This window comes from Shimia sp. NS0008-38b (genome assembly GCF_040370365.1).
Lineage (GTDB): Bacteria > Pseudomonadota > Alphaproteobacteria > Rhodobacterales > Rhodobacteraceae > Shimia.
Map to the genome: position 1 here is coordinate 37,513 of NZ_BAABWQ010000005.1, position 24,104 is coordinate 61,616.

Annotated in this window: 23 protein-coding genes; 14 read left to right on the forward strand and 9 right to left on the reverse strand. The window is 54.9% G+C overall.

Annotated features, from left to right (window positions below):
- Positions 1-7 precede the first annotated feature (7 nt).
- On the forward strand, positions 8-775 hold the full coding sequence (locus ABWV47_RS20630; RefSeq protein ID WP_353315294.1) for an SDR family NAD(P)-dependent oxidoreductase: 768 nt from the start codon (positions 8-10) through the stop codon (positions 773-775).
- A gap of 2 nt (positions 776-777) precedes the next feature.
- Here ABWV47_RS20630 and ABWV47_RS20635 read toward each other — a convergent pair whose 3' ends face one another.
- Positions 778-1,320, reverse strand: coding sequence for a 2,4'-dihydroxyacetophenone dioxygenase family protein (locus tag ABWV47_RS20635; protein WP_353315295.1), 543 nt, complete (start codon positions 1,318-1,320; stop codon positions 778-780).
- Positions 1,321-1,353: 33 nt separating this feature from the next.
- Positions 1,354-2,088, reverse strand: coding sequence for an IclR family transcriptional regulator (locus tag ABWV47_RS20640; protein WP_353315296.1), 735 nt, complete (start codon positions 2,086-2,088; stop codon positions 1,354-1,356).
- A gap of 105 nt (positions 2,089-2,193) precedes the next feature.
- Between ABWV47_RS20640 and ABWV47_RS20645 the strand changes: the two genes are divergently transcribed.
- Entirely contained in the window at positions 2,194-3,927 is a 1,734-nt protein-coding gene (locus ABWV47_RS20645; protein ID WP_353315297.1) for a thiamine pyrophosphate-requiring protein, read from the forward strand.
- A gap of 1,029 nt (positions 3,928-4,956) precedes the next feature.
- Here ABWV47_RS20645 and ABWV47_RS20650 read toward each other — a convergent pair.
- The 5 genes from ABWV47_RS20650 to ABWV47_RS20670 all read right to left on the reverse strand — a co-directional run bounded on the left by ABWV47_RS20650 (position 4,957) and on the right by ABWV47_RS20670 (position 7,808).
- The gene (locus ABWV47_RS20650) at positions 4,957-5,460 is read right to left on the reverse strand and encodes an anthrone oxygenase family protein (protein WP_353315298.1); all 504 of its coding nucleotides are present in this window, start codon (positions 5,458-5,460) and stop codon (positions 4,957-4,959) included.
- Between the two features lies 1 nt (position 5,461).
- Positions 5,462-5,932, reverse strand: a complete 471-nt coding sequence (locus tag ABWV47_RS20655; RefSeq protein WP_353315299.1) for a Rossmann-fold NAD(P)-binding domain-containing protein — start codon at positions 5,930-5,932, stop codon at positions 5,462-5,464.
- On the reverse strand, positions 5,933-6,079 hold the full coding sequence (locus tag ABWV47_RS20660; protein WP_353315300.1) for a hypothetical protein: 147 nt from the start codon (positions 6,077-6,079) through the stop codon (positions 5,933-5,935).
- Positions 6,080-6,286: 207 nt separating this feature from the next.
- A complete protein-coding gene (locus tag ABWV47_RS20665) occupies positions 6,287-6,901 on the reverse strand; it encodes an isochorismatase family protein (protein ID WP_353315301.1) in 615 nt (204 codons plus the stop codon).
- Positions 6,902-6,941: 40 nt separating this feature from the next.
- Entirely contained in the window at positions 6,942-7,808 is an 867-nt protein-coding gene (locus ABWV47_RS20670; RefSeq protein ID WP_353315302.1) for a pirin family protein, read from the reverse strand.
- Between the two features lie 109 nt (positions 7,809-7,917).
- Here ABWV47_RS20670 and ABWV47_RS20675 point away from each other — a divergent pair, with 109 nt between their 5' ends.
- From ABWV47_RS20675 to ABWV47_RS20715, 9 genes are all read left to right on the forward strand, one after another.
- On the forward strand, positions 7,918-8,841 hold the full coding sequence (locus ABWV47_RS20675; protein WP_353315303.1) for a LysR substrate-binding domain-containing protein: 924 nt from the start codon (positions 7,918-7,920) through the stop codon (positions 8,839-8,841).
- Positions 8,842-9,396: 555 nt separating this feature from the next.
- Positions 9,397-10,353, forward strand: coding sequence for a LysR substrate-binding domain-containing protein (locus ABWV47_RS20680; RefSeq protein ID WP_353315304.1), 957 nt, complete (start codon positions 9,397-9,399; stop codon positions 10,351-10,353).
- 81 nt (positions 10,354-10,434) lie between these two features.
- On the forward strand, positions 10,435-12,000 hold the full coding sequence (locus ABWV47_RS20685; RefSeq protein WP_353315306.1) for an amidase: 1,566 nt from the start codon (positions 10,435-10,437) through the stop codon (positions 11,998-12,000).
- 1 nt (position 12,001) lies between these two features.
- Complete coding sequence (locus tag ABWV47_RS20690; protein ID WP_353315307.1) at positions 12,002-13,285, forward strand: TRAP transporter large permease; 1,284 nt, start codon at positions 12,002-12,004, stop codon at positions 13,283-13,285.
- 23 nt (positions 13,286-13,308) lie between these two features.
- The gene (locus ABWV47_RS20695) at positions 13,309-14,283 is read left to right on the forward strand and encodes a TRAP transporter substrate-binding protein (protein ID WP_353315309.1); all 975 of its coding nucleotides are present in this window, start codon (positions 13,309-13,311) and stop codon (positions 14,281-14,283) included.
- A 56-nt stretch (positions 14,284-14,339) separates the two neighbouring features.
- Positions 14,340-14,867, forward strand: coding sequence for a TRAP transporter small permease (locus tag ABWV47_RS20700; protein WP_353315310.1), 528 nt, complete (start codon positions 14,340-14,342; stop codon positions 14,865-14,867).
- Between the two features lie 92 nt (positions 14,868-14,959).
- Positions 14,960-16,249, forward strand: a complete 1,290-nt coding sequence (locus tag ABWV47_RS20705; protein ID WP_353315311.1) for a malonyl-CoA decarboxylase — start codon at positions 14,960-14,962, stop codon at positions 16,247-16,249.
- A 10-nt stretch (positions 16,250-16,259) separates the two neighbouring features.
- Positions 16,260-17,783 carry a malonate--CoA ligase gene (locus tag ABWV47_RS20710; RefSeq protein ID WP_353315313.1) on the forward strand — a complete coding sequence of 508 codons (1,524 nt, stop codon included), beginning with the start codon at positions 16,260-16,262 and terminating at the stop codon, positions 17,781-17,783.
- Positions 17,784-17,881: 98 nt separating this feature from the next.
- Entirely contained in the window at positions 17,882-19,267 is a 1,386-nt protein-coding gene (locus ABWV47_RS20715) for an FAD-binding oxidoreductase (protein WP_353315314.1), read from the forward strand.
- 138 nt (positions 19,268-19,405) lie between these two features.
- Here the strand turns inward: ABWV47_RS20715 and ABWV47_RS20720 are convergent, their stop codons facing one another.
- Complete coding sequence (locus tag ABWV47_RS20720) at positions 19,406-20,317, reverse strand: LysR family transcriptional regulator (protein WP_353315315.1); 912 nt, start codon at positions 20,315-20,317, stop codon at positions 19,406-19,408.
- Between the two features lie 116 nt (positions 20,318-20,433).
- On the opposite strand from ABWV47_RS20720, the gene ABWV47_RS20725 reads away from it, so the two are divergent.
- From ABWV47_RS20725 to ABWV47_RS20735, 3 genes are all read left to right on the forward strand, one after another.
- Positions 20,434-20,862, forward strand: a complete 429-nt coding sequence (locus ABWV47_RS20725) for a DoxX family protein (RefSeq protein WP_353315317.1) — start codon at positions 20,434-20,436, stop codon at positions 20,860-20,862.
- Positions 20,863-20,925: 63 nt separating this feature from the next.
- Complete coding sequence (locus ABWV47_RS20730; protein WP_353315318.1) at positions 20,926-21,816, forward strand: VOC family protein; 891 nt, start codon at positions 20,926-20,928, stop codon at positions 21,814-21,816.
- A gap of 9 nt (positions 21,817-21,825) precedes the next feature.
- Entirely contained in the window at positions 21,826-22,326 is a 501-nt protein-coding gene (locus ABWV47_RS20735) for a cytochrome b (protein ID WP_353315319.1), read from the forward strand.
- 841 nt (positions 22,327-23,167) lie between these two features.
- Here the strand turns inward: ABWV47_RS20735 and ABWV47_RS20740 are convergent.
- Positions 23,168-24,043: a LysR family transcriptional regulator gene (locus ABWV47_RS20740; protein ID WP_353315320.1), complete on the reverse strand. Its 876-nt coding sequence runs from the start codon at positions 24,041-24,043 to the stop codon at positions 23,168-23,170.
- Positions 24,044-24,104: the final 61 nt, after the last annotated feature.

The window sequence follows — 24,104 nt, forward strand, 5'->3', positions numbered from 1 at the left end:
GACACCTATGTTTGATCTCAAAGGCAAGGTTTGCCTCATAACTGGGGGTGCAGGGTCTCTTGGACTGGCCACGGCTCGTCTTTTGCATCAACACGGCGCGCAGCTGGCATTGGTCGATTTGGACATGGCTGCGCTCGACGCCGCTTGTGCCGAAACCTTTGGGGAGGCTGCGGGCGATGTGCTTTGCTTTGCTGCGGATGTTACTGACGAAACGCAGATCAGCCATGCTGTTGTGCGTTGTGTAGAGCATTTTGGACCGATTGACGTGCTCATATCCAATGCTGGAACATTTGGCACCGTAGCGCCAATCGACGACTACCCGACCGATGTGTTCGACAGCGTCATGGCCGTGCATGTCCGTGGTGCATTTTTGCTTACAAAACATAGCGTGCCTCATATGAACAAAGGTGGAAGCATTGTGTTGACCTCAAGCGTGGCAGCAACGCGTGGCGATCCCGGTGTTTACGCCTACATCACCGCCAAACACGCGCTTACAGGCCTTATGCGCGTTCTGGCAAAAGATCTTGCTCCGCGTGGCATCCGCGTGAATGCCATTGCTCCGGGCCCGATCAGCAACGGGTTTCAAAAACGGGTAGAAGATGGGTTGGGCGCCGAAATCGGGCGGGATGGCACCGCATTTTTTGACGAAATCATCCCAATGGGGCGCCATGGAACAGGCGAAGAAATCGCCGCGTCAATGCTGTATCTCGCATCGTCGCAATCATCCTTTACCACCGGCCATGTGCTCATGGCAGATGGTGGCATGTCGGTGTGATTTTAGCGAAAGAGACCCTCGATATAGTCAGCGCCGATGCCTGACTTTTCGTAATGCTCTTTGCACATGGCGATGTATTGATGCACATCGTAATAGCCATCAGGTTCACCGTCCTCGTCCAACCAGATCAAGGGGCCGGTGACCTTGAAATACACTTTCATAGGGTCTTCGTGTTCGTAGGCCACAAGGGTATGGCCTTCACCGGGGGTCTCGTAGACAAAATCGCCAGTTGTGGCGATCCAGTCATGTTCGAGGTACCCCCACTTGCCAGAAAGGGTAAAGGCGAAGACCTCATGCGGGTGGTAATGTCGGTTTACCAGTCCCGGTCCCGTCGCCAACAAAATGTCGCACCATTGATTTTTGCTGGGCGAGATCCACAGTGGCTTAGAAAACACTGTATCTGTGAAAGGCACATAGTACCGCATGTCATCATCCGCGGCATTGGGCAAATAGACTTCAGGTGACGCGTCAGGTTGGAACACTTTCGTGATGGGTTTAAGGTCGCGCCAAAATTCTGCACCGATGTTCCTAGACGTATCATTCATTCTTATGGTCCTTTTCTGCCGTGTTCGGGGGGATCAGGCCGCCATCGCGGCCATCAGTTCGGTTGCCGCCTGCTTCAAAACGCTCTCAGCACATTCGAAAAACGCTTCATCAAATCGGCTCAGGGTGCCAAAAGCGGACAAGGTCAAAACTGTGCGCCCCTCCACTATGATCGGCACTGAAATGGCGGCTATGTCAGGTTCATTATCGCCCTGATTCAGTGCGTGACCCTCAGCCTGCAAACGGGTCAAAAGCGGCTCGAGTGCGGTCAGTGTGTCTTTGCATTCGCCTTGTGATGCCACCCATTGTGCACGATCGCGTGGCGACATACCCGCCAAAAACAGCCGTCCCTGCGCCGTTTGCATCATCGGCAAGGTGGTGCCTGTCCGGATTTGTACTGAAATTGAGCGCTGCGCGAGCGACACTGCCACGCAGAGAGGACCGCGCGGCGTATACCGACAGGCCATGACAGATTCTCCCAAGTTCTGCCGCAACCTATCGAGCAAGGTCTGAAGGCTGGGCGGAAGGGGGGACAGATCCTCGGCCATACGCCCCAAACGCGACAGTCGCGGACCGGGCGCATAGACCCCACGGCGCACAGCGGTCAGGACGCCTGCGACTTCGAGGGTGGTCAAAAACCTATGCGTGGTCGCATTGGTCATGCGCAATTCGCGGGCCGCGAGCTCGACTGACAGCTCAGGACGGGTTTCGTCAAAGAGATCAAGCACGTCAAAGGCTTTCAGAACAGACAGGTTGAGTGCGGTGGCCATTGGGGGATCTCCGAAATAGGCTTGACCCAATGTGGCAACCAATCTCATTATGTGCAAATAGAATCTCGTTATATGAGATAAGTTTGTCTCTTGAAAGGCCACAGAATGACCGATACGCCCTCAATGACCGCCGCCGGCGCAATCTTTGGCAAGCTAAAAGCGCTTGGCGTGGAGTATGTGTTTGCAAATTCAGGCACGGATTTCCCACCAATCATCGAAGGATTGGTCGAAGCCCATCGCGCTGGCATTGATTTGCCCAAACCGATAACCGTGCCTCACGAACATGCGGCGGTGTCGATGGCGCATGGCTATTGGCAAGTGACAGGTCGCCCGCAGGCGGTGTTGCTGCATACCAATGTCGGCTTGGCGAATGGCGCGACAGCCGCGATCAATGCTTGGTGCGATCAAGTGCCTATGATTTTGATGTCTGGACGTACGCCAGTCACCGAACACACACGCTTTGGGGCGCGGACTGTTCCGATCGGTTGGGGGCAAGAGATGTTCGATCAAGAAGCGCTCATTCGCGAGACAACGAAGTGGCACTACGAATTGCGTTTTGCCGATCAGATTTCCGAAGTGATGGACCGAGCATGGGCGATTGCCAATTCAACGCCCAAAGGACCAGTTTATCTGAGTCTGCCACGTGAGGTGTTGTGCGAGCCTTGCCCAACGGCCGGTCTTGATGCGCCTTCGCGGATCGCACCTGTCGTGACAGCCCCTGATGCGGACGCTCTGGCATGCGCGGCCAAAGCACTGGCAGGTGCCGAAAACCCAATTGTCATTGCGCAGCGTGGTGCAGGTAGTGTTGCTGGTTTTGCGGCGCTTCAAACTCTGTGCGAAACCTATGCCTTGCCGCTGTCGCACTATTGGTCAAACCAATTGGCGCTCCCCTTATCGCACCCTTGTCAGGTGGGGGCTGACCCAGGTCCTTGGCTGGCCAAAGCGGATGTTGTTCTGGTTCTTGACGCCCTTGCGCCGTGGTTTCCGGATAGAGTGAAATTACCGGATGATGTCACAGTGATCCATTCTGGGCCAGATCCGCTGTTTACCCGAACGCCTGTGCGCAATTTCGAAGCAGATATCACCTTGGCTGGGCCAGTAGATCGCGTGATCGACGCACTCACCCGCGCACTGGCGGATCAAAAAACGGATCAGATATGTCTTGCGCGGCGTCGCGATAGCATCGCTTTGGCAGCCCAAACCAGTAGGGAGGCTGCGGTGGTAACAGCGCAAAGCGGATCGGGCGCGCCAATGACCAAAGACTGGGTCAGCTTGTGCCTCGGCAAAGCGATCAAAGTCCAAGCTGAACAGCATGGTCGCCGGGCGACGGTGTTTCATGAACTCGGGTGTCCTTTGATGTCGCTCGATCTTGACCAACCCAACAGCTACTTTCAAGAACCGCATTCTGGTGGCCTTGGCTGGGGTTTGCCGGCTGCCATTGGGGCGCAGATGGCGTGCCCCGATCGGTTGATCTTTGCCACGATGGGGGATGGCAGCTATATGTTCGCCAATCCCACAGCGTGTCACCTCGTCGCGGAGGCAAACGATGTGCCGGTGGTCGTGCTGGTGTTGAACAACGAAGAATGGGGCGCTGTGCGTCATTCGGTCGAAGGGCTGTATCCCGAAGGGGCGGCACGTGCCTCAAATGAAGTGCCGCTGACCTCACTTCGGCCCAGCCCTGATTTCACCCGTACCGCTGACGCCAGCCGCGCGTGGACCGAAACCGTGTCCGATGGTGCCGATTTGCCCGACGCATTGAACCGCGCCATCGAGGTAGCCACGACAAAACGTAGGCAAGTGCTACTCAACATCGCCATTGCAAGAACGGCGCCGCATTGAGGTGGTATGTCCGATCAAACAGCATTCTGAGTACGATGGCATAAATCCATGAAACTGACTTAAAATACCAACAACCGCGTTGTGCCAAATGAATCTAGCCGTCACGATTGAGAGGGTTCATTATATTCAATAGCCCTGGGGCAATAGCATGTACCGAAACCTTCTGTATGCAATCCCGCATCAGCGCCTTGTAGACATTGGCAGATCGTAAGTCGCAGAAGCAGCAGAAACTCTGAAAGCTTTCGCGGCAACTTTGCCCAATTTCCTTGAAGCGGCGATCTAGGATGGAAATTTTGGCAGCAAAGTTTTTGCTTCTTTTGAAGCCGTTGCCAAAGATAACTAGTCAAAGGCGGTTCGATCTAACCAACTTCGTTCCAAAGGTATCGACCAAGAGATCGAGACGCTGCGTGAAGACAATAGACTGAAGTCGGAAAAACCGCCGCTGAAACCTCAAGGGAGAGGAGCTTCTAGCGACCAACACAAACAGGACAAGGGCTTAGCAAAAGCCGTGCCCTTTCGTGTGTAGGAGGAGCCGCCAATGCGGTTGCTCAGAGATTTTTACCGCGTCGAACACTCACGCAGTCTGGGCAGTTCCGAAGGGTTATAGAGACCAGATGCGTCGATCGTCTCATCGATGACCAGGCATTGTAGAGCCCGCGTTTGGATCGTTCGGTCCACGCGCCGCGTAGGTGTTCGTAGAGGTCACCGGAAAGCGAAAAGTAACGGGGCTTGAAAAACTTTTCCGTTCTGATGCGCCGCAAGTGACGAGCGCAAAAGAAACGAAACGGATGCAAACAGCTCATTCCTGCCATTTACATGGCGTCACTTCTGCAGCCGCGCGGCCCGTCGGACCGGCCTTTCGCTGCAGGAGCATAAACTGAAATCATCTGAACTGTCACAAAACGGACAGAGCTGCCATTGGCGTTTTGGGATAGATAGAAGGAGAGCCATTGACACCTCCTTATCACTGGCGTCGGTTCAGGACGGCAAATCCCTCCAAATGGCTGGCCGACGCTTCCGATAAAGAACTCAAAGCAATCGGCTTTGGGCCATCCTTACGAGTCCAACTAGCAGTAAGGTGGCCGAAGTAGCGCAGGCCATTGTGCGAGCCGAATTCCAGAAAGTCCAACACGGGACATAGGTTTGAAACCAATAGTCTTGGGTCTTTGCGCCCGTCATTTCCATCTGAGCCAGTGCCTTGTTCATCGGCACGTTTAAAAAGATGGTGACGCCGAAACAGCCCACCAGATAGAATAAACCGGCAAGCATGATCAGTGTTCTGGACGGGCCGGAAAGAGCAATAGCGCCATAAGCAGTGATAACCAAAGAAACCGCTGCCAATCCAAGAAACAGTGTCATAAAGACCCAGCGAAAAACTTCTCTGTTGATTGCCTGCATGGCCTCGACGCCACCATGGCCGCTGGTCTTCCTAAGCGAACGCACAACGAAGTCAGAAAACGCAAGAAAAACACCGCCGACGTAGGCGTAGTAAAGAATGGCGCATTGGATCAGAAGGATGAAGATGGTGGACATGTCACTCGCTTTTATTGTGAAAATTGGGCAGGTGACTCTTGTCACCAACCCCCGCATTCTGCCAAGCACCAGCGATCATTGCGGTTTGCGCAAACTCTGCGAAATCCCGCGGCTTGCGGCCCAAGGCGCGCTCGACGCCATCGGTTGTATGGGCGTTTCGCCCGTCAAGGGTTTCTCGGGCGATTGCGGTGAAAACATCTGCCACGAATGTATCGCCTGAGGCGGCGACATTTGCGTGGAAGTCCTCAAAGCCAATTGGAATATGTCGGATCGTGCGGTCCAAGGTGACGGTGAGAACCTCGGCCATTTTGGCAAAGGTCATCAGGCGCGGGCCGGTGACTTCGTACCGTTCACCCAAGTGACCGTTTTCGGTCAGTGCCGCAACAACCACATCGGCTATATCATCGATGTCGATGATCGGCTCCGCGATATCGCCGCCGGGCATCGGCAGAACGCCACTGAGGATCGGCAACTAGGTGCTTTGGTCTTCCCAATCAAAAGGGGTCTGAGAGTGCCGTGCGCCGCTCCTAACGGACACGCCTTTGGCTTCAATTTTTGCTGCGACGCGCGATCCGGTTTTCCCAGTGGCGCCGATGACGAGAATAGGCTGATTTGACATAGTTTTCTCCTGTGGTGAGCCGCAAGCCCACCCTTAATTTGGGTTTCAATGCGTTCTGTTGTGGTGGTTGCGCCTCTGAAATGGAGGGTCGCAGCCGTTCCCATCGTGATCAAGCAGAACAGTGACGAGAAGCAGAGAAAGTAGAATTGAATTTGCATGCCGTGATGCGGGTACCGGCGGTAGGAGCGTGTGAAGAACGATGCATCGCTACGCACTCTCACGGACTTGACCGACTAGGATCGACCAGTCCATGCCCAACGCGCCGTAGACTTCACCAGCCTGACTGCTCGCATTGTCTGCGAGGATCTCAATCATCAGGCTGGCGCCATCAGCAACAACCACGCCGGCTTGGGTCAAACGGACAAGTGCGGTTTCGCGCTTGGTCATATTGAAGGTGCCACTGGCATCCACGGCAACATAGGCCTCATACCCTTCGCGCACGGCCTGCATGGCGGGAAACGCGGCGCAGACTTCTAGGGAAAGGCCCGCAAAGATCAATTTTCTCCGACCGGTAGCGCGAATGGCCTCTTCAACCCTTGGGTCATCCCATGCATTGACCGTAGTCCGGTCGATGAAGGTCTGGCCGGGCAAGGCCTCTTGCAACTCGGGAATGGCGGGCCCCCAGAGTGTCTGGGACGAGGTGGTGGTTGAGACAATCGGCAGGCCGAGCGCCTTCGCAGCCTTCGCCAGACCGACGATGTTGTGTTTCAGATCGGCGACCGAATAGTCGCGGATACCTGTCATCAGGCCGACCTGATTGTCGACAAATACCACAGCGGCGTTTTCACGTGTCAGCGGTTCGGGATTGTGCAAAGTGGTCATGGTCTTCTCCTCTCAAGGTTGGTTTTCGGTGGTATCGATTTCAGTCAATCGATCCGAGGCGACCGGAACGGTAGGCCGCCTCGACTGCGTCAAGCTCTTGGGTGTTGCCCATGGCGTACGGGCCTCTTTGGACAAAGGGCTGACGAAGGGGTTGGCCCCGGAACAGGACGACCTTTGCGCCGTGTTCCGAGAAAAATGAGATGTCGGTGGCATTGGCGCATGCGAGGGCCTCGCCGGGCCGCAGATCGGCAAACCCTGCGTTCCACGTCACGCGAGAGATTCCCGTGATGGCAAGGATCCATGCGTGGTGGTCCTTGTCACCTGAATGCGTGAACCGGCCACCTGCGTTCATGTCGATATCAAGCAGCGTCAGCGGACTGTCCGGCGCAATCGCTCCCTGAAGTCGGCCGACTTTACCAAGGACCAACCGTGCATTGGCGCGCTCGCCCTCAAGCCGTGGAATGTCCGCCGCAGCGACGTGAAAGGCGGACGGGGCGTCATGCCGATGCGCTGCGGAGAGGTTGACGAAGACCTGCAACGCATGGGTTCTGGCACCGGGGCGGGTTGATTCGTAGTGAAGGGCCCCGCGCGCGGCCTTGAACCAGTACAGATCACCGGGTGCCAGATCGAGGTTGTTACCAAGGGAGTCGCGGTTGTGAAACGCGCCTTCGCTGTCCTCGAACATGACCGTTACGGCGGACAACCCGGCATGGGCATGTGTCCCTAATGTGGGCTCTGTCATCACGAAGTGATCCACCATAATCAGAGGGTCCATCAGCCCCCGAAATTCTGCGTGTTGATAGCTTTGGGCCTGAAAACCGTCTCCAATTGTGAGCGGGCGCCCCTCGCTTAGAGCATGGGTTTCGCAGGGGACACCTGCGAGCTTGTCGATATGTTGCGTGTTCATGTCAGTCTCTCGCTTCTGTTGAATTGATATTATCAACGAGACAATTGACGGAAAATCCGTCAATACTAGAACTCATCGTTCTATTTTTGGAACGTTTGGAGGGATCAGGATGGATCTCAACGACGCATTCTATTTTGTTCAGGTTGTGGAGAAGGGCGGCTTTTCCGCTGCGGCGCGGGCGTTGGCTATCCCGAAATCACGCCTCAGCCGCCGTGTGCGTCAACTTGAGGATGACCTTGGCGTGCGCCTATTGCAGCGCACATCGCGCATCGTCACCACGACAGAGGTTGGCAAGGAATACTATCGCCATGCTAGAGACGCCTTGGCGCGGTTCGAGATCGCCGAAGCCGCCGTCCGCCGCAAAACCAACACTATAGAGGGGACCGTTACGGTATCCTGTTCGGTCGGCATGGCGCAATTCGGCCTCGATCAGATCTTGCCGCGTTTCTTGCAGGACAATCCCGGCGTAACGGTGGTCCAGCGGGCGTCAAATCAGATGGAGGATTTGATACAGGGCGGGATCGACGTGGCGATACGGGGCCATGTTGACACTCTACCAGACTCGAGCCTGATCCAGATGCGACTCGCGCGGGTGGAATGGCACCTGTTCTGTTCGCCTGAGTACCATGACACTTTGGATCAAGGTGCCGATCCAGTCACGCTGGCAAATCACCCGGCATTGGTCCTTGGTCGGCCGGGAGCAACGCATCAATGGTTGCTCACGGGCGGCGACGGGCAAACCGCATCGGTCCCTTGCCCAGTGCGTTTTGCCAGTGACGATATGTCGACGCTCAAAAACGCCGCAACTTTGTCTTTGGGGATTGTCGCGCTGCCAGCCTACGTTTGTCGATCAGAGGTGGAAACCGGATCTCTTGTGCGTGCCTTGCCGAGTTGGACAGCAGGTCGCCCGCAGATCAGCCTTTTGATGCCATCGCGCCGTGGCTTGCTACCGGCGTTCGAGGCGTTCCTTGAGCGCTTAAAGCAAGATATGCCCACTGTTTTGGCTGGCGATGCGGTAGCCGTCAGTGGATAGCGTGCTCCTTAGATACCATAACGTAAAAGACCGCCTTCCGATTATTCGACCTTTGCGACGAAACTGAGCGGCGACACAACCCAGTCCAAGCCTCAACACAGCATTGGCACCTGTGGGCACCTAGCGGACCTCGGATGTCGCGCCGTATCTTCTGGGATTGTGCACCAGTCAACGCCGATTTGTCTTTGTGGTACGGCATGACAGATCGACGGATCAGTCATGGAAATGTCAAATTTACTTGCCGTTCGAGCTTTGTGTACTGTAGGGAACGCGGGCCAAATTCCGCGGCACATTGAATGAGTCTGGAGCCGGGGTTAGAGATCTAATACGGAGAACGTCTGAGCCCTCCACCCAATACTGCAACGCAAATACAAAGGCCATGCGCCAGAGGTAAGGCCTTCTACGCGCGCTGAGACTACTTCCATACAAGCAATCGCAAATCGTGATTGTCAATAAACCCATTTTCAAAGAGGGCGGCGGAGTGTAGAGCCGTGTGAACCAAACTCACGGCACTTTCAGAAGGCGATCGCGCCGCAGGTTTGGCGTTGCGTGGAGGTGGAACACATTCTGGGTAAGAGTTTTCAACAGGGTATCACACTTCGGCACTTGCGTGCGCTCGTGGCACTCTCAGATCTCAAGCTGGTCGCGCGTGTGTCTGAGGCGCTTGGCGTTACGCAGCCAGCCGTGTCAAAACAGATTGCCGAGTTGGAAAAGATAGTAGGCGTGCCTGTTGTTACACGAGACCGAAACAGGCTTTACCTAACGCCTATTGGCCTCCGTCTTGCAGATCATGCCCGCCAAGCACTTGGTCAACTTGATCGCGCAGCATTTGACATTGAGGCGATGACGAGCGGCGTGTCCGGCTCTGTATCTGTTGGCGTCGTTAGTTCAGTTGCGCCCACTTTGTTGCCCGGCACCATTGCACTGTTAAAGCGCAGCACGCCACAGGCAAATGTATCTGTCTCCGAGGGCCATTTTGTTGAGCTGTTGCCACAACTTGAGGCGGGCGCGCTGGACCTGGTGATCGCGAGAACTTGGCAGCCTCAGGAATTGGCCGGGATTGACCAAATGGCGTTGTTCTCAGAGCCCATTGTTGTTGTCGCCGGGCGTAATCATCCGCTTTCGCAAGAAGTGGACGTGTCATGGGCGGATGTCACTAGCTATGCTTGGATATTGCCGCAGCCGAACTCGGTCGCCCGTCAGGCGGTGGATGCTCTTTTTGCAGCAAATGGCTTGTCGCCTCCCAATAATACAGTCGCATCTTTGTCGATTGCCTTGAATCTTGAGCTAATACGGGCGATGCCTGCACTTGGACTGCTTCCGCAGCGGCTCGCGCAGGCTCAGGCCGCGCGGGGAGAAACCGTGATCTTGCCACTTGATACACGTGACTTGCTTTCAGAGGCGCGCTGCTTTTGGCGCAAAGACCAAGTTTCGCAGAACGCGACACTGGCGTTGTTCCTTAAATGCCTGCGGCAAACCACTGAGGATCTAAGAACTATTCCATTTGGTTAATGTTATTGGCGAATTTTTCACTTTTTTCTAAATAGATCCCACTTTATCTTAACCAAACACGCGGTTTGGGAGGGCTTGGGTGTGAATTCGAACAATTGCGATACTTGGTGTGAGCCATTGAGCGGGGACGCGTTGCTCGCGCGATCAGCCTGTGAAGTTCTTGCAGCCTTTAAGGCTCGGACTTTGACGCCGAGTGCCTACTTGACGGCTTGCCTCGAGCAAATCTCCCGCTTCAACCCAAAAATAAACGCCATCGCCGCAATGAATATCGAGAGCGCCATCGCTTGCGCAGAGGCCGCGACAGAGCGTTGGCAGGATGGATGCCCGGTGGGGCCACTCGATGGTTTGCCGATTGGCGTAAAGGATTTGCAAAACACCAAAGGCTTGTTGACCACCCATGGCAGTGTTCGTGCGAGGGGTTACATCCCCGAGAACGACTTGCCGATGGTTGCGCGGTTGCGGGCGGCGGGCGCCATTATTCTGGCAAAGACTAATGTCCCGGAAATGGGTGCAGGCGGAAACAGTCGCAATCGGGTCTGGGGGGCGACGGGCAATCCCTTTGATGCCAATCTCATTGCGGGCGGCTCGTCTGGCGGCTCTGCTGCAGCACTTGCGGCCAATTTCGTTCCGCTGTGCACAGGGTCGGACACCGGTGGATCGCTTCGCATGCCTGCGGCACTGTGTGCTGTGGTAGGCTATCGGCCCTCTGTTGATGTGATCGCCCATCCCACACGACCCTTGGGATGGTCGGGCATTTCAGTGCTTGGCCCAATGGCGCGTACAGTAGATGATCTGACGCTGATGCTGGACGTGTGTCAGGGTTATCACGCAGATGACCCTTTGACCGAGCCCTCTGTCACGGGCCGTTTCGCGAAGTTGCCATCTACAGACCTAAAAGACCTGCGGGTTGGTTTCAGCGAAGACTTTGGCGGTGCTCCGGTCGAACAAAGCATCCGAGATACGTTCCGTGCGCGACTTGAGGTGCTTCGTCCTCAGGTCAAAGAATGCCGTGCGGCGGATCTAAACCTTGGAGACATGGACCGCTGTTTTGATATTCTCCGAGCCGAAAGTTTTGGCGTGGCCTTTGGCGAGGCTATGGCACAGGACCCCGACAGCTTCGGTGAACATATCAAAGAAAATGTCGCCCTTGGTAAAGCTATGTCACTGGCCGATCGTGGTTGGGCTCATGCCGAGCAAACCCAGATTTTGCGTAAATTCAACGCGCTGATGGCGGAGTTTGATGTGATCGTGTTGCCGACATCGCCAGTGTCGCCGTTTGCGTGGACGCAGCCCTATGCCAAAGACATCGATGGGCAGGAAATGGACATCTACTATCGCTGGCTCGCGCTCTGCTATCGGGGGTCATTGACGGGGGGGCCGTCGATCACGCTGCCCTGTGGTCGGGATGCGGCAGGTCTGCCGTTCGGCCTGCAGATGTTGGGGCCGCTTCGAGGCGACGAAGGGCTGCTCAGCGCCGCGAAAGCTGTGGAAGAGCTCTTTGATCGCTCAGAGGAGACGGCACGCCCTCTGGCAAATTTGCATACGCTCCCTAATTCCGATGTGGATCTGAGGTCTATTGTGACGCATCCCGCTGACCTAAGCGCAGAACCTGCACCCAAAAATTCCGCTTTGCGGACGGCGGTTTAACATGTGGCTGATCCCGATCATCTTTGTTTTGCTGCTGATAAGCGGAACGGCCTTTGCGTATCTGATGGGCGCGGTGTCTGTCGTGACGTTTATCGCGGTCGACAAAAGCCAATTCCTGTCGATCCTACCCCAACGCATATTTGCCCAACTTGACGTCTTCGCCTTTATGGCGATGCCACTCTTCATTCTGACGGCAGAGATAATGAGCCGCGCCGGAGTAACGCGCAGCCTAATCGATTTTGCGATGGCTATTGTTGGTCGGTTTCGCGGCGGACTGGGACATGTGAATATCCTCACAAGCGTCTTTTTTGCGGGCATTTCGGGATCGGCGATCGCAGACAGTGCTGCTCTGTCGCGTACATTCGTGCCCGAAATGAAAGCGCGCGGTTATGACCCGTACTATGCGGGGGCCATCACCGCGGCATCTTCGATGATTGGGCCGATTATCCCGCCCTCGATCATCATGATCATCTACGGTGGCTTGACAGGGGCATCTGTCGCGGCCCTGTTCATTGCAGGCGTTGTGCCCGGCCTGCTGCTTGCAGTAGCCCTGATGGGTCTGAACGCGATCATTGCGCATATCAAAGGGCACCCCGGCGGGGCGTCTGACGATCTGCCACGGTTCTTGCCAAGCTTGCTGAACGCGGCACCAGCACTGTGTTTGCCTGTTGTGATCCTTGGCTCGCTTGTGTTCGGGTTGGCGACACCCACAGAAGGGTCCGCCATCGCGGTGTTCTTCGCGCTTTTGGCTGGCCAGTTCTACAAAGGGCTAAATTGGAAGATGATCTTTGACGCGGTTGAGGCCACTGCAAAGATGACCGGCACGATTTTTATCATTCTCGCTGCGATTTCGGTTCTGGGGTATCTGGCAGGTCAGCTTGGCTGGTCACAAGCTCTGGCGGTCTGGGTCGACTCGTTCGGGCTGACAGGGACAAAGTACCTGTTTTTCCTTGTGTGCATCTTCCTGATCGCGGGCATGTTCATGGATACACCCGTTGCCTTGACCCTGTTGATCCCATTGTTTGCCCCGCAAGCCTTGGAACAGGGCATAAGCCCAATCCAACTGGGTATCGTGTTGTGCTTTAACCTTTGCGTCGGTCTAATTACGCCGCCCTTAGGAAAGTGCCTGGTGGTCGTATCGGCCCTGACAAGCCTCAATTATTGGCGGTTGGCTTACGCTGCGCTGCCCTTCATTTTCGTTCAGGTGCTGTTGTTGCTCGCTTTGGTCTATTGGCCGGCGCTAAGCCTCACATTGCCACGCCTGTTCGGATTTTCTGTGAACTAACCAAAACTAAGGGAGGACGATTCATGAAACTTAAGGCACTTACACTTGCGGCATTGCTTGCGACGGCTACATCTGCATCGGCGGAGGTCAAAATCGCATTGGACAGCAAGCCAGATCTGGAGACTTCAGGCTCGTACAACTGGGCATTTGCCTTTGGTAATGCGCTGAAAGACGCAGGCATGGACGTGCGTGAAATGCCGCGCGGCTCTGTCGGCAATGAAGCCGAGAAATTCGATCAAGTCTCTACAGGACTACTTGAGATTTCATTGTCAGATGTGCGTGCCGTCGCGCAGGTTGATCCGTTTATCTATGGCGTCCGACTGCCGTATATTTTCTCAGACATCGCGCATATGGACCGGGCCCTGGCTGCGGGCGACGTTTACACTCGCATCAATGAAAACCTGTCAGAGCAGGATGCGGTCCTGTTGGCTTTGGCTCCACTGGGACCCGCATCCGGCGTGATCACAACAACACAGGCAGTGCGCTCTCCGGCGGACATGGCATCGCTGCGGATGCGTGCTTTGGACGATGCGCAGATCGCTATGTATCAAGCTTGGGGATCGAGCGGCACAATCGTGCCTTGGGGAGAAGTCCCTGCTGGCCTGCAAACCGGCGTTATTGATGGCTACCTGAATTCGCCATTCATTCCGGTGATGTTTGGTCAGACAGACTTCATCAAAAACTTTGCCGATGCGGATGTGATTTGGCCGCTACGGGCGGTGATTGCATCCAAAGGTTGGTATGACGGGTTGTCCGACGCGGATCGTGCCAGCGTTGACGCGGCAGTAGCAACCGCAGATGCGGCAGCGCGGGAATGGCTCGCCGCGGCATCGATAAACGGACTGCTTGCGCTTGAGGAAAAGGGTGTGACAGTTCAGCGCCTCACGCCGGAAGAGCGTGCGGTGTTCCGCGAAGCCTCGTTGCCAGTCTACGATTCAGATTTGATGACAGCCGAAGACACCGCGTTGTGGAAGAAACTGTCTGACGAAAGCCGCTAAACAAATGGGAGGGCCGTGCCCTGCGGCCCGTCCCCTTCTAAAGCCGGAGTATGAAGATGCGCCACTTTATCATCAGTACCAGTGACCGCTTACACTTCCTGATGCGCCGGGTCGCCGTTTTTGCTGTCTGCGTGATGTTCGTGACGGTCGTTGTGCAGATCATAGCGCGCTATGTTTTCTCTTCGCCCCCCGTCTGGACCGAAGACGTCGCTCGCTACGCCATGGTGTGGACCGGACTTCTGGGCGCAACCTTGTCATTCAAGACACAGTCGGATGCTGTTTTGATGCAAAGTGTATTTCCCGAACCACCCCACATGCTGGCAGTCTTTGCAAAAGCGGTCCAAAGTGTTGCGGTTCTGACCTTTATTTTACCAGTCATCTACTTTTGCTTCATTGGCCTGAAGGGTGGTTTTGCAAAGGGATATCTGGCACGCCAATCCGGCCTGACAGCTGACACCCTTGGCATACCAATGGTATGGATTTCGGTAGCCGTGCCCGTGTCGATGGTCATCATTCTTCTTCACCTCGTGGCTCGATGGGCCGGGGACGATACATTGGAAAATCCGGCCGCTCAACTTGATTAACAGATTTGACGTTGGGCAGACGTAATGAAGTGGTTGTTCGGTCTCCTCAGATCTCTCGATCTGAAATAGACCCATTTGGAGGGCTGATCGCGATGGCGCAGCAAAGTTTTCTAAGTGAAATTCTTGCCAGAGTGGCAGGGACCGGGCGCAGCCGAACAGAAGCGCCAGCAGATGCGTCTGCAAAGCTAATTTCGCTATGTCATTCATTGATCGGTGATCGCAGCGAGGCCGCAGGACTTATGATATCCCGCCAAATTCTTGATATGTACGCGGCCTCGAAGAGCGATGAACACGCAGCCTTCTTTTCCGCTGTCAGCCAGGAATTCGGGCCGGACAAAGATGCGTTGAGAGCCGCCATAAGTTCATGGAAACCTGGAAACATAGACGCCGCACGCGCGCTGCACTTTGCGGCTGAGCCCCGGACGCAAGAGCTGATCCGCACGATCAACCGAGTCCCCGGTGCGACGGCTGAACTGGTTGCCATGCGTGCCGATTTATTGACCCACGCTAGACAAGATCCAAAGTTGCGCGGGCTGGATGCGGATTTTCAGCATCTCTTTGCCTCTTGGTTCAACCGCGGATTTCTCGAGATGCGTCAGATCGACTGGTCAACACCAGCCCAAATTCTAGAAAAGATCATCACGTACGAGGCAGTTCACGAAATTGCAGATTGGGATGATTTGCGCCAGCGTGTTGGAGACCCCGATCGAATGCTCTTTGCTTTCTTTCACCCGGCAATGCCCGATGATCCGCTGATCTTTGTCGAGGTCGCCTTGTTAAGTGAGATACCCAATGCGATTGGCCCGATCCTTGCTGCTGATCGTGAGCAGACGGACCCCGACACTGCGACAGTTGCGACCTTCTATTCGATCTCTAATTGCCACTCAGGGTTACGGGGAGTTTCGTTCGGCAATTTCCTCATCAAACAGGTCGTGGCAGAACTGCAAAAATTGCGACCTAACCTAAAGACCTTCGTCACACTGTCGCCTGTGCCGGGCCTCAGGACTTGGGTCGCGCGCTCTTTGGAAGACGACGACCCCTTGTTAAGTGGCACTGAAAGGGCGGCGCTTAGCGCTCTTGGTGAAGGCGAAGGGCCAGAAGATACCATTGCCGCCAGCATCGCTGCGCGTTTTTTGACCCGAGCTAAAAGGGAACCCGGTACAGCTGCGGACCCGGTGGCGCATTTTCATCTGGGAAACGGGGCGACCTTGTTGGGTGTTCACCCACGTGCCGATCTAAGCCTGCGTGGTATGAGCAATTCATGGGGTGTTATGGTCAATTACCTCTACGATGGGGACAAAATCGAAGAGAACCATCAAGCCTATACAAGCGATTTCAATGTGTCCGTATCGCCTAGTGTGACGGCGATGGCCAAGGCGTAAAGGAGTTACGATGTATCAGAGAAACTATCTGGCGGAGAAGCTGCGCGCCGCCAGCCTCGGAACAACCAAAAGCATGTTTTTGCGAAGTCATAAGGCCGGCGAAGAGGTCACGTACGAGGCCTTCTTTGCAAATGTCGAACGTGTCGCAAAGGTATTGGCTGCATCTGGTGTTGAGCCCGGTGATCGTGTGGCCGTGCAGGCACCGAAGACCATCGCGATGCTAGAGCTTTATGTCGCCACTGTATTGGCTGGAGGCGTGTTTGTGCCCCTCAACACAGCCTATACGCCTGCTGAGATTTCGTACTTTCTGACTGATGCGGAACCACGGGTTTTTGTCTGTGATCTTGCACGCGAAGGAGAGCTTTCACCCGTGGCGCAAGACGCGGGTGTTGTGAAAGTGTTGACTGTCGGGGCCGATGAAAGCGGATCATTGGTTGAACTGCGCGACTCAGCGGCGTCGGGGTTCAATGCTGCCTGCAGAGGGCCAGACGATCTCGCCGCAATCCTGTACACGTCCGGAACAACAGGGCGGTCCAAAGGGGCCATGCTGACGCATAAGGCGCTGGCGTCAAACGCCGAAACTCTGAAGGAAGCTTGGCGCTTCAGCGCTGATGACGTCTTGATCCACGCCTTGCCGATCTTTCACACGCACGGGCTGTTTGTTGCGACAAACATCACGCTGATGGCAGGATCGTCTTGTATCTTCATACCCAAATTCGAGGGGGATGACATCCTCCGCTACATGCCGCAAGCCACGGTTCTTATGGGCGTTCCGACGTTCTATGTGCGCCTGCTTAACTCTGAAGGGCTGGCCGAAGCTTCTGCGAACATGCGCCTTTTCGTATCCGGCTCTGCGCCCTTGCTGGCCGAAACGCATGATCGCTGGCGCGAGGTGACCGGTCACGCCATTCTGGAGCGCTATGGCATGACCGAAACCAATATGAACACCTCTAATCCCTATGAGGGCGACAGGCGCGCGGGCACGGTGGGCGTTCCATTGCCGGGGATCGAGGTGTTGGTCACAGACCCTGCAACTGGTGTATCTTTGCCTCAAGGTGAAACCGGCGTGCTCGAGGTGCGCGGCCCGAACGTCTTTGCAGGCTATTGGAATATGCCCGAGAAAACCGCTGAAGAGTTGCGCGACAACGGATTTTTCATTACGGGCGACCTCGGGCGTATCGATGAGGACGGATATGTTCATATCGTCGGGCGCCAAAAGGACTTAATCATCTCGGGCGGCTACAACATCTATCCCAAGGAAATCGAGCTTTTGATTGATGAGATTGAGGGCATTAACGAAAGCGCCGTTATCGGTGTCCCGCACCCGGATTTTGGCGAGGCAGTCGTGGCAGTCGTGGTTGCTCAGGCCGGCGCTGAAGCCTCAGCCTCAGACATCATGGCCGGTATCAAGGGTGATCTGGCGCGGTTCAAACAACCCAAACGCATCGAGTTTGTCGAAACTCTACCCAGAAATGCCATGGGCAAAGTGCAGAAAAAAACTTTGCGCGAGGATTATGACTGGGTTTTCAAATGATGCCAGCTGAAATTGTGAGTCAAACGTCAGCATCTCGAAGGGGCTGATCCCCGCTCCGGTGTTTTGAAATTACTAGTCAGACAAAGAAGGAAAATGAGATGATTGAGGGCAACGTCGGTCCAGCCATTTCAGCGTTGAAGAACTTATTGGGTGATCGCCTTTCGACAGGTGAGAGCATTCGAGAAATCCATGGCCGTGACGAAGCCTATTCGGAACCGGCATTGCCAGATGCGGTCGCTTTCCCCGAAAGCACGCAAGAAGTCTCACAGATCATGAAGATCTGTTCGAAATTCCATGTGCCCGTCGTTCCATTTGGCATTGGCACCTCACTGGAAGGTCACGTCATTCCAATCCATGGTGGGATCAGCGTGGATACCAGCCGGATGAACAAAGTTCTCCAAATTCGCGAAAACGATTTGGATGCAGTTGTTCAGCCTGGGGTTTCGCGCATGCAATTGAATGACGAACTTCGCGCCACCGGATTGATGTTCACGGTTGATCCAGGTGCCGACGCCACGATTGGCGGCATGACGGCCACGCGTGCTTCGGGCACCAATACCGTTCGATATGGCACCATGCGGGAGAACGTTTTGGCGCTGGAAGTCGTGCTGCCTGACGGAACGATCATCAAAACCGGTTCGCGTGCTCGAAAATCTTCGGCAGGATATGACCTGACCCATCTCTTTGTTGGCTCTGAAGGGACACTTGGGATTGTCACCGAAATTACAGTGCGCCTGTTCGGTCAGCCCGACGCAATTCTGGCTGCAACCTGTGCCTATGAAACGGTCGACGACGCCGTAAATAGCGTTATCATGGCCATTCAAATGGGTCTTCCGTTGGCGCGGGTCGAATTGCTGGACGAGATGCAGATGAAAGGCATGAACCTGTTCAACCCCGACCTGAATCTGCCCGAAAAGCCGCATCTATTTCTCGAATTCCACGGATCAGATGCCAGCGTGAAGGAACAGGTGGAATTGTTTGAGAGCGTCGGAGAGGAATTCGATGTTTCGGGATTCGAATGGGCGACCAAAGTTGAAGACCGCAATCGTCTGTGGGCTGCACGGCACAACGCTTATTACGCCGGGAAATCGCTACGCAAAGGCTGTGACAGTGTCGTGACAGACTGTTGCGTCCCTATTTCGGCGTTGGCTGACTGTATTGCGCGCACCAAAGAATTGATTGAACAGGCTGAGCTTATTGCGCCGATCGTCGGGCATGTTGGTGACGGCAATTTTCACTTGTTGATCCTGTTCGACCCGAACGATCCAGACGAATTGGTCCGTGCCAAGTCGCTTGCGTCGGATGTTAACCGCGTTGCTCTGTCTTTTGGCGGTACGGTCACCGGAGAACATGGAGTTGGCACTGGCAAAAAGAAATACATGTTAGAGGAGCATGGGGATGCTTATGCGCTGATGGCGACGCTGAAGCGTGCAATTGATCCGGAGAACATCATGAACCCGGGCAAGATAGTCGAACTCAATTGACGTGTGCTTGAGGAGCCGTGGCTGGGCTATATCGTTTTGCATAGAATAGCTGACGTCAGTGGCATCTGACCTAGAAAATGGCCGCTGCAGTGAAGGGTTCTTCTTTAAAAAGACGTTCCAGATTTTCCAGTCGTCCCCTCAGGCTAAAGAAAAGTCCCGTAGGGCAGAGGCGATACCACTTGGTCCAGCCAAAAAATCCAGAAAGCTGCGCGTTTTGGCTGGTAGATAGCTGCGGTCTGCATAGATCGCTTGCAATTGCAGTTTTGGCCACTCAACTTTTGGCAGGACGACTTCCAAGCGGCCTTCGTTCAGATCATTTTGTGCGGACCAGCTTGGCACCATTGTAAACCCCATTCCAGCCATTGCGGCTTCACGAAGAATGCTTTCGTTGCCGCTGACCAACAAGGGCCTGAGTTTTACATCTAGTCCATTCTTCGCTCCGAATTTGATCCTACCGTCTCCAGCAACCTGAGAATAAGCAAGCAACGGCGCGTCATTCAGATCGCTCGGCGATTGAGGGCGCCCGAAGCTGTCCAAAAAGGCTGGGGCCGCAACCAATTGAAAGGTCACCTCCCCCAATTTGCGGGCAATGAGTCCCTCGTCCAGCTTGAATGCAACGCGCAGCGCCAAGTCAACGCCTTCTTCGACCATGTTAATTTTGCGGCCACTCAGATCAATATCAAACGCCACATGGGGGTTTTGGTGATGGTAGGCGGTCAAAATTCTCGCGAAGGCTGGGTTTGACATCCACACAGGCATTGAAATTTTCAATGTGCCGCGCGGAGACAGAGTATCGGTGGCCAATTGCGCCTCGGACTCGCTCAAGCCATCAAGCAAAGGACGGATTACCTGCAAATATCGCGCACCAGCCTCTGTCAGACTGACGTTCCGGCTATTTCGATTCAAAAGGCGTGCGCCGACGCGCGCCTCGACATGCTTGACATGTTTGCTGGTCATCGCGGGCGAAAGGCCAAGGCGATCCGCCACAGCAGAGAAGCTTTTGTATTCAGCGACTTCGGCAAAAACACGTAGGCTGAGCAGTGTATCCATTATGAACTCACAGTAAATGTTTAGTCAACAAAGAGCATAATGATGTCGCGATTGGAAACCTTTATTTCTGTTCTCATCATAAACGCTGTGTAAGCGATTAATAGGAAGAAAACGACATGACAACGATTGACACAAATCCGGTAAAAACCAGCAAAGGCTGGAACATTGGCCTGTGGGTCGCCCAAGCCCTTTTGGCTGCGATGTTCCTGATGGCCGGCGCGACGAAGCTGATGTCCGGATCGGCTGAATTGGTCGCGATGGGCATGGGCTGGGCAGAAAACGCGCCCTTCCTGCTGATCAAATTCATTGGCCTTGCAGAGGTCGCAGGCGCGCTTGGCTTGATCCTGCCATCAGTGACACGCATCATGCCAAATCTGACGAAACTGGCCGCAGCCGGTCTTGCCGTGATCATGGTTCTGGCCGCTGGCCTCCACATCGCACGCGGTGAACTCGAAGTGGTCCCGATGAACGTGATCCTATTCGCGCTGGCCGCTTTGGTAATCTGGGGCCGGATGAACAAAGCGCCAATTGCACCACGCGATTGATCCCCCCAAGCGCGCTCCGGTTTCTCCCACCGGAGCGCTTTTTTCTTCAGAAGGTTGCCTCCTATGCTCAATTTCACGTCTTCCGCCAATACAAATTTATCTCCGCTAAGTGATCGCCTGTCTTGGGGAGCGGTCGAACTTCAGGTGACCAACCTTGATCGCGCGGTTGCCTTTTGGAGCTCGGCCTTGGGACTGATTGAACGCACCTCTACAGCGCCGGGAATCGCATTGGGAACAACGCATCGAACCCTTATAGTTTTGCGCCCCGGTGCGGACAGGCCTGTTAGAGCGCCCTTTACGGGCATGTATCACGTCGCAATCGGCGTGCGCAGTCAGGTGGAATTTTCGCGCATGCTTGCCCGTTTGATCCAACTGAATGTCCAAGTCGGGCCGACGGATCACTTAATGGCGAAATCGTTATATTTCCACGATCCTGATGGTTTGGAGATTGAGATTACATACGAGACACCGGAACGGTTTAGCCATTTTGGCGATATGTCTAGAACCCTTACTTTGTACGATGTCGAAGGCAACGCGCATTCTGGCCGCGGGCCACTCGATGTCAGAGCCGAGCTGGCTCACGCGGCGGATGCAGACCCGATGACACACTTGGCGGATGACAGCTACCTCGCGCATCTGCACCTCAAAGTGGCAGCACTCGAGCCCGCTTTGGATTGGTTCGAATCCCTTGGATTTGAGCGTCATCTGACGCTTGATGCCTGGGGCTTTGCCGATATGGGCGCGGGCACGCCCAACACGCACCGTTTAGCCATGAATATCTGGGCCGGCCCCAATAAACCGCCTATGCCGCAAGATATGGCTGGGTTGGTGCATTACGAGCTGCTCGTCCATGGCGACCTTCCTGCTGCCTCTCACCATCTGCGTCAGGACGGCAATGTGCTGCGTGGTACCGATCCTGCAGGTGTCGCTGTAACTTTGCGGACCGACAAATAGGAGAACGCCATGGACACAATTCCCGCAGCTTACCGCCCAACGCAAATAATTTTGCACTGGGTTGTTTTCGCAGCTATCTGGGTGCAATGGCTTTTCAACGAGCCGATAAAACGCACCATTGCGGCCATGCAGACAGTCGCCACGCCCGCTCGCAATGACATGACCATGGCTTGGGTTCATGTGAGCTTTGGATTGACGATCTTTGTTGCTGTTATGGCACGGATCTATCTGCACTACCGCGATGGCGCGCCTGGTCGCGCACCCGGCACACCCCCTATGCAAGCCAAGATTGCCACAATTGTTCACTGGTCGCTTTACGGCGCTCTGATTGCCATTGTTATCACAGGCGTAGTGACATGGAACGGTATCGCTGATCTGGGCTATGTGCACTGGCTTATGAACGTTGTGCTCTTTGGCCTTATCACAGCTCACGCCGTTGCTGCTTTTTTCAATCAGTTCGTGCGCAAGGATGGCACTCTGGCCCGGATGATCCCTGCTCTCAAGAAATGAAAATATCATTCGAACTGCGAAGAAAACCGTGGCTCGGGCGTATCGTCCCAACGCCCACATAAGGATGGACCCTGGTATGCAACGTTTCTTTGCTTCAAACTCACCTTACCTCACATGGTCAGTGCTAGTTTCCCCCGGGATCATGATGACCTTCACCGCGCTGACAACCGATGGTCATCGGATTTGCCTCCAATTTGTCCACCCTTCCGGTGAAACCACCGCATGGTTGTTAATGATACTGATGATGGTGCCCCCATCTGGCGCTGCTGCTGAAAGGATGGCGCGGACCGCAATGGCTAAAACGCAGCCGCGGTTACTTGGGCGTTGCCTCTTTGGGCTATGCGCCGCTGCACACACTTTTCTACCTGCCGGATAAGGCATCGCTGACGGACGTGGTTGATGAGTTGTCACGCCTTTAGATCGGAACCTGCTGGATCGTGTTTATCATCTTTCTGCCGTTGGCGCCGACATGAATGGGTTACTTCATGCGTAAAATGGGCAGTTGTTTGAAGTGGCTGTAACGGCAGACCTATGCCGCTGCGGTGCTGAGCTTGGTACATTGGGCCGCTTTGCATGATTGGAACGAAGCGGTATCAACCCTTGTCCATGTTGGTTCCCTTATCGCGCTCGAGGCCCACCGTGTTTGGTGTTGGTACTTGCGCCCTCGACCGCAAGCTGCGGCCTTTCGGCAGCGGTAAAGCGCGCACTAATTGCCAGCTATGTCGTACAGATCACAATTGTGACGAGTGAGCACCGATTGCTACAGGCTTCGGCCCGCTATCGAAATGAATAATTCTGGTTTGGGTAAGCTTTTCTTCGCCTTGCGAATAACGTTCTCTGTTTACCTAAAGCCTGATGACGATGCGATTTCTATAAAGGCCTTGGCCAGTCGCAGGCGCGCCCGATCCTTTGGTGCGACCACTGCGGTTTCATGCTCCTGCGACAGCTCCGCCACGGGGATTTCAACAAGTCCTCTAGAAATCAGCCCGCTGTTGCTGAGAAAAATGGCAATTCCAGCGCCTTGGAGAACCGCTTCGCACATGAGGGGGAACGTGGTCATCTTGATTGAACGCCGGAACTGGATGCCATGCGCAGCTTGCGTCTCGCGGACGACGCGTTCTGTTAGCGAGCCGTTTTCGGGCAAGATGATGGTTTCTTTTGCCAACTCACTGAAGTGCAGATGTTTTCGGTTTGCCAAAGGCGAAGAGGGAAGAACGTAAGCAACATAGCGCGATTTTTGAATGGTCAGTCGCTCCCAGTCGTCGACATCAGGGGGATCGGTGATAAGGCCGACGTCCGCCCGGCGTTCCCTGAGCAACTGGGTCGCAGTTGTCCAGTCATAGAGTGCGAACTCGATTTCCACCTCCGGATAGGTTTGGCGGAACTGACTGACAGCTCTTAAGGCTGGGAGCGGTGCGTTGGCGATGATCCGGATATGACCGCGCTCCATAGCCTCAAAGCCTTCGAGCCTTTCGGTGATGGTGGCATCCAGCGTCACCATGCGATCCGCTAGGTCATATAGTTCGCGTCCTGTTCGGGTGAGTGTTACTCCGTCGCGACTGCGCAAGAGGAGCTGTGAGCCCACCTGTTTTTCAAGTTTGGCCACATGTTGCGTGACAGCAGATTGCGTTACCCCAAGACAGATTGCAGCCGCTGAAAAGCTGCCTTCGCGCACCACATGAGCGAAGGCTACGAAACGATGATGATTGGCACGCATAAGGTCTCCTGTGTTGCGCAAACCTTAGGGGCTATTAGTCACGCTAATATGACGTCACAAA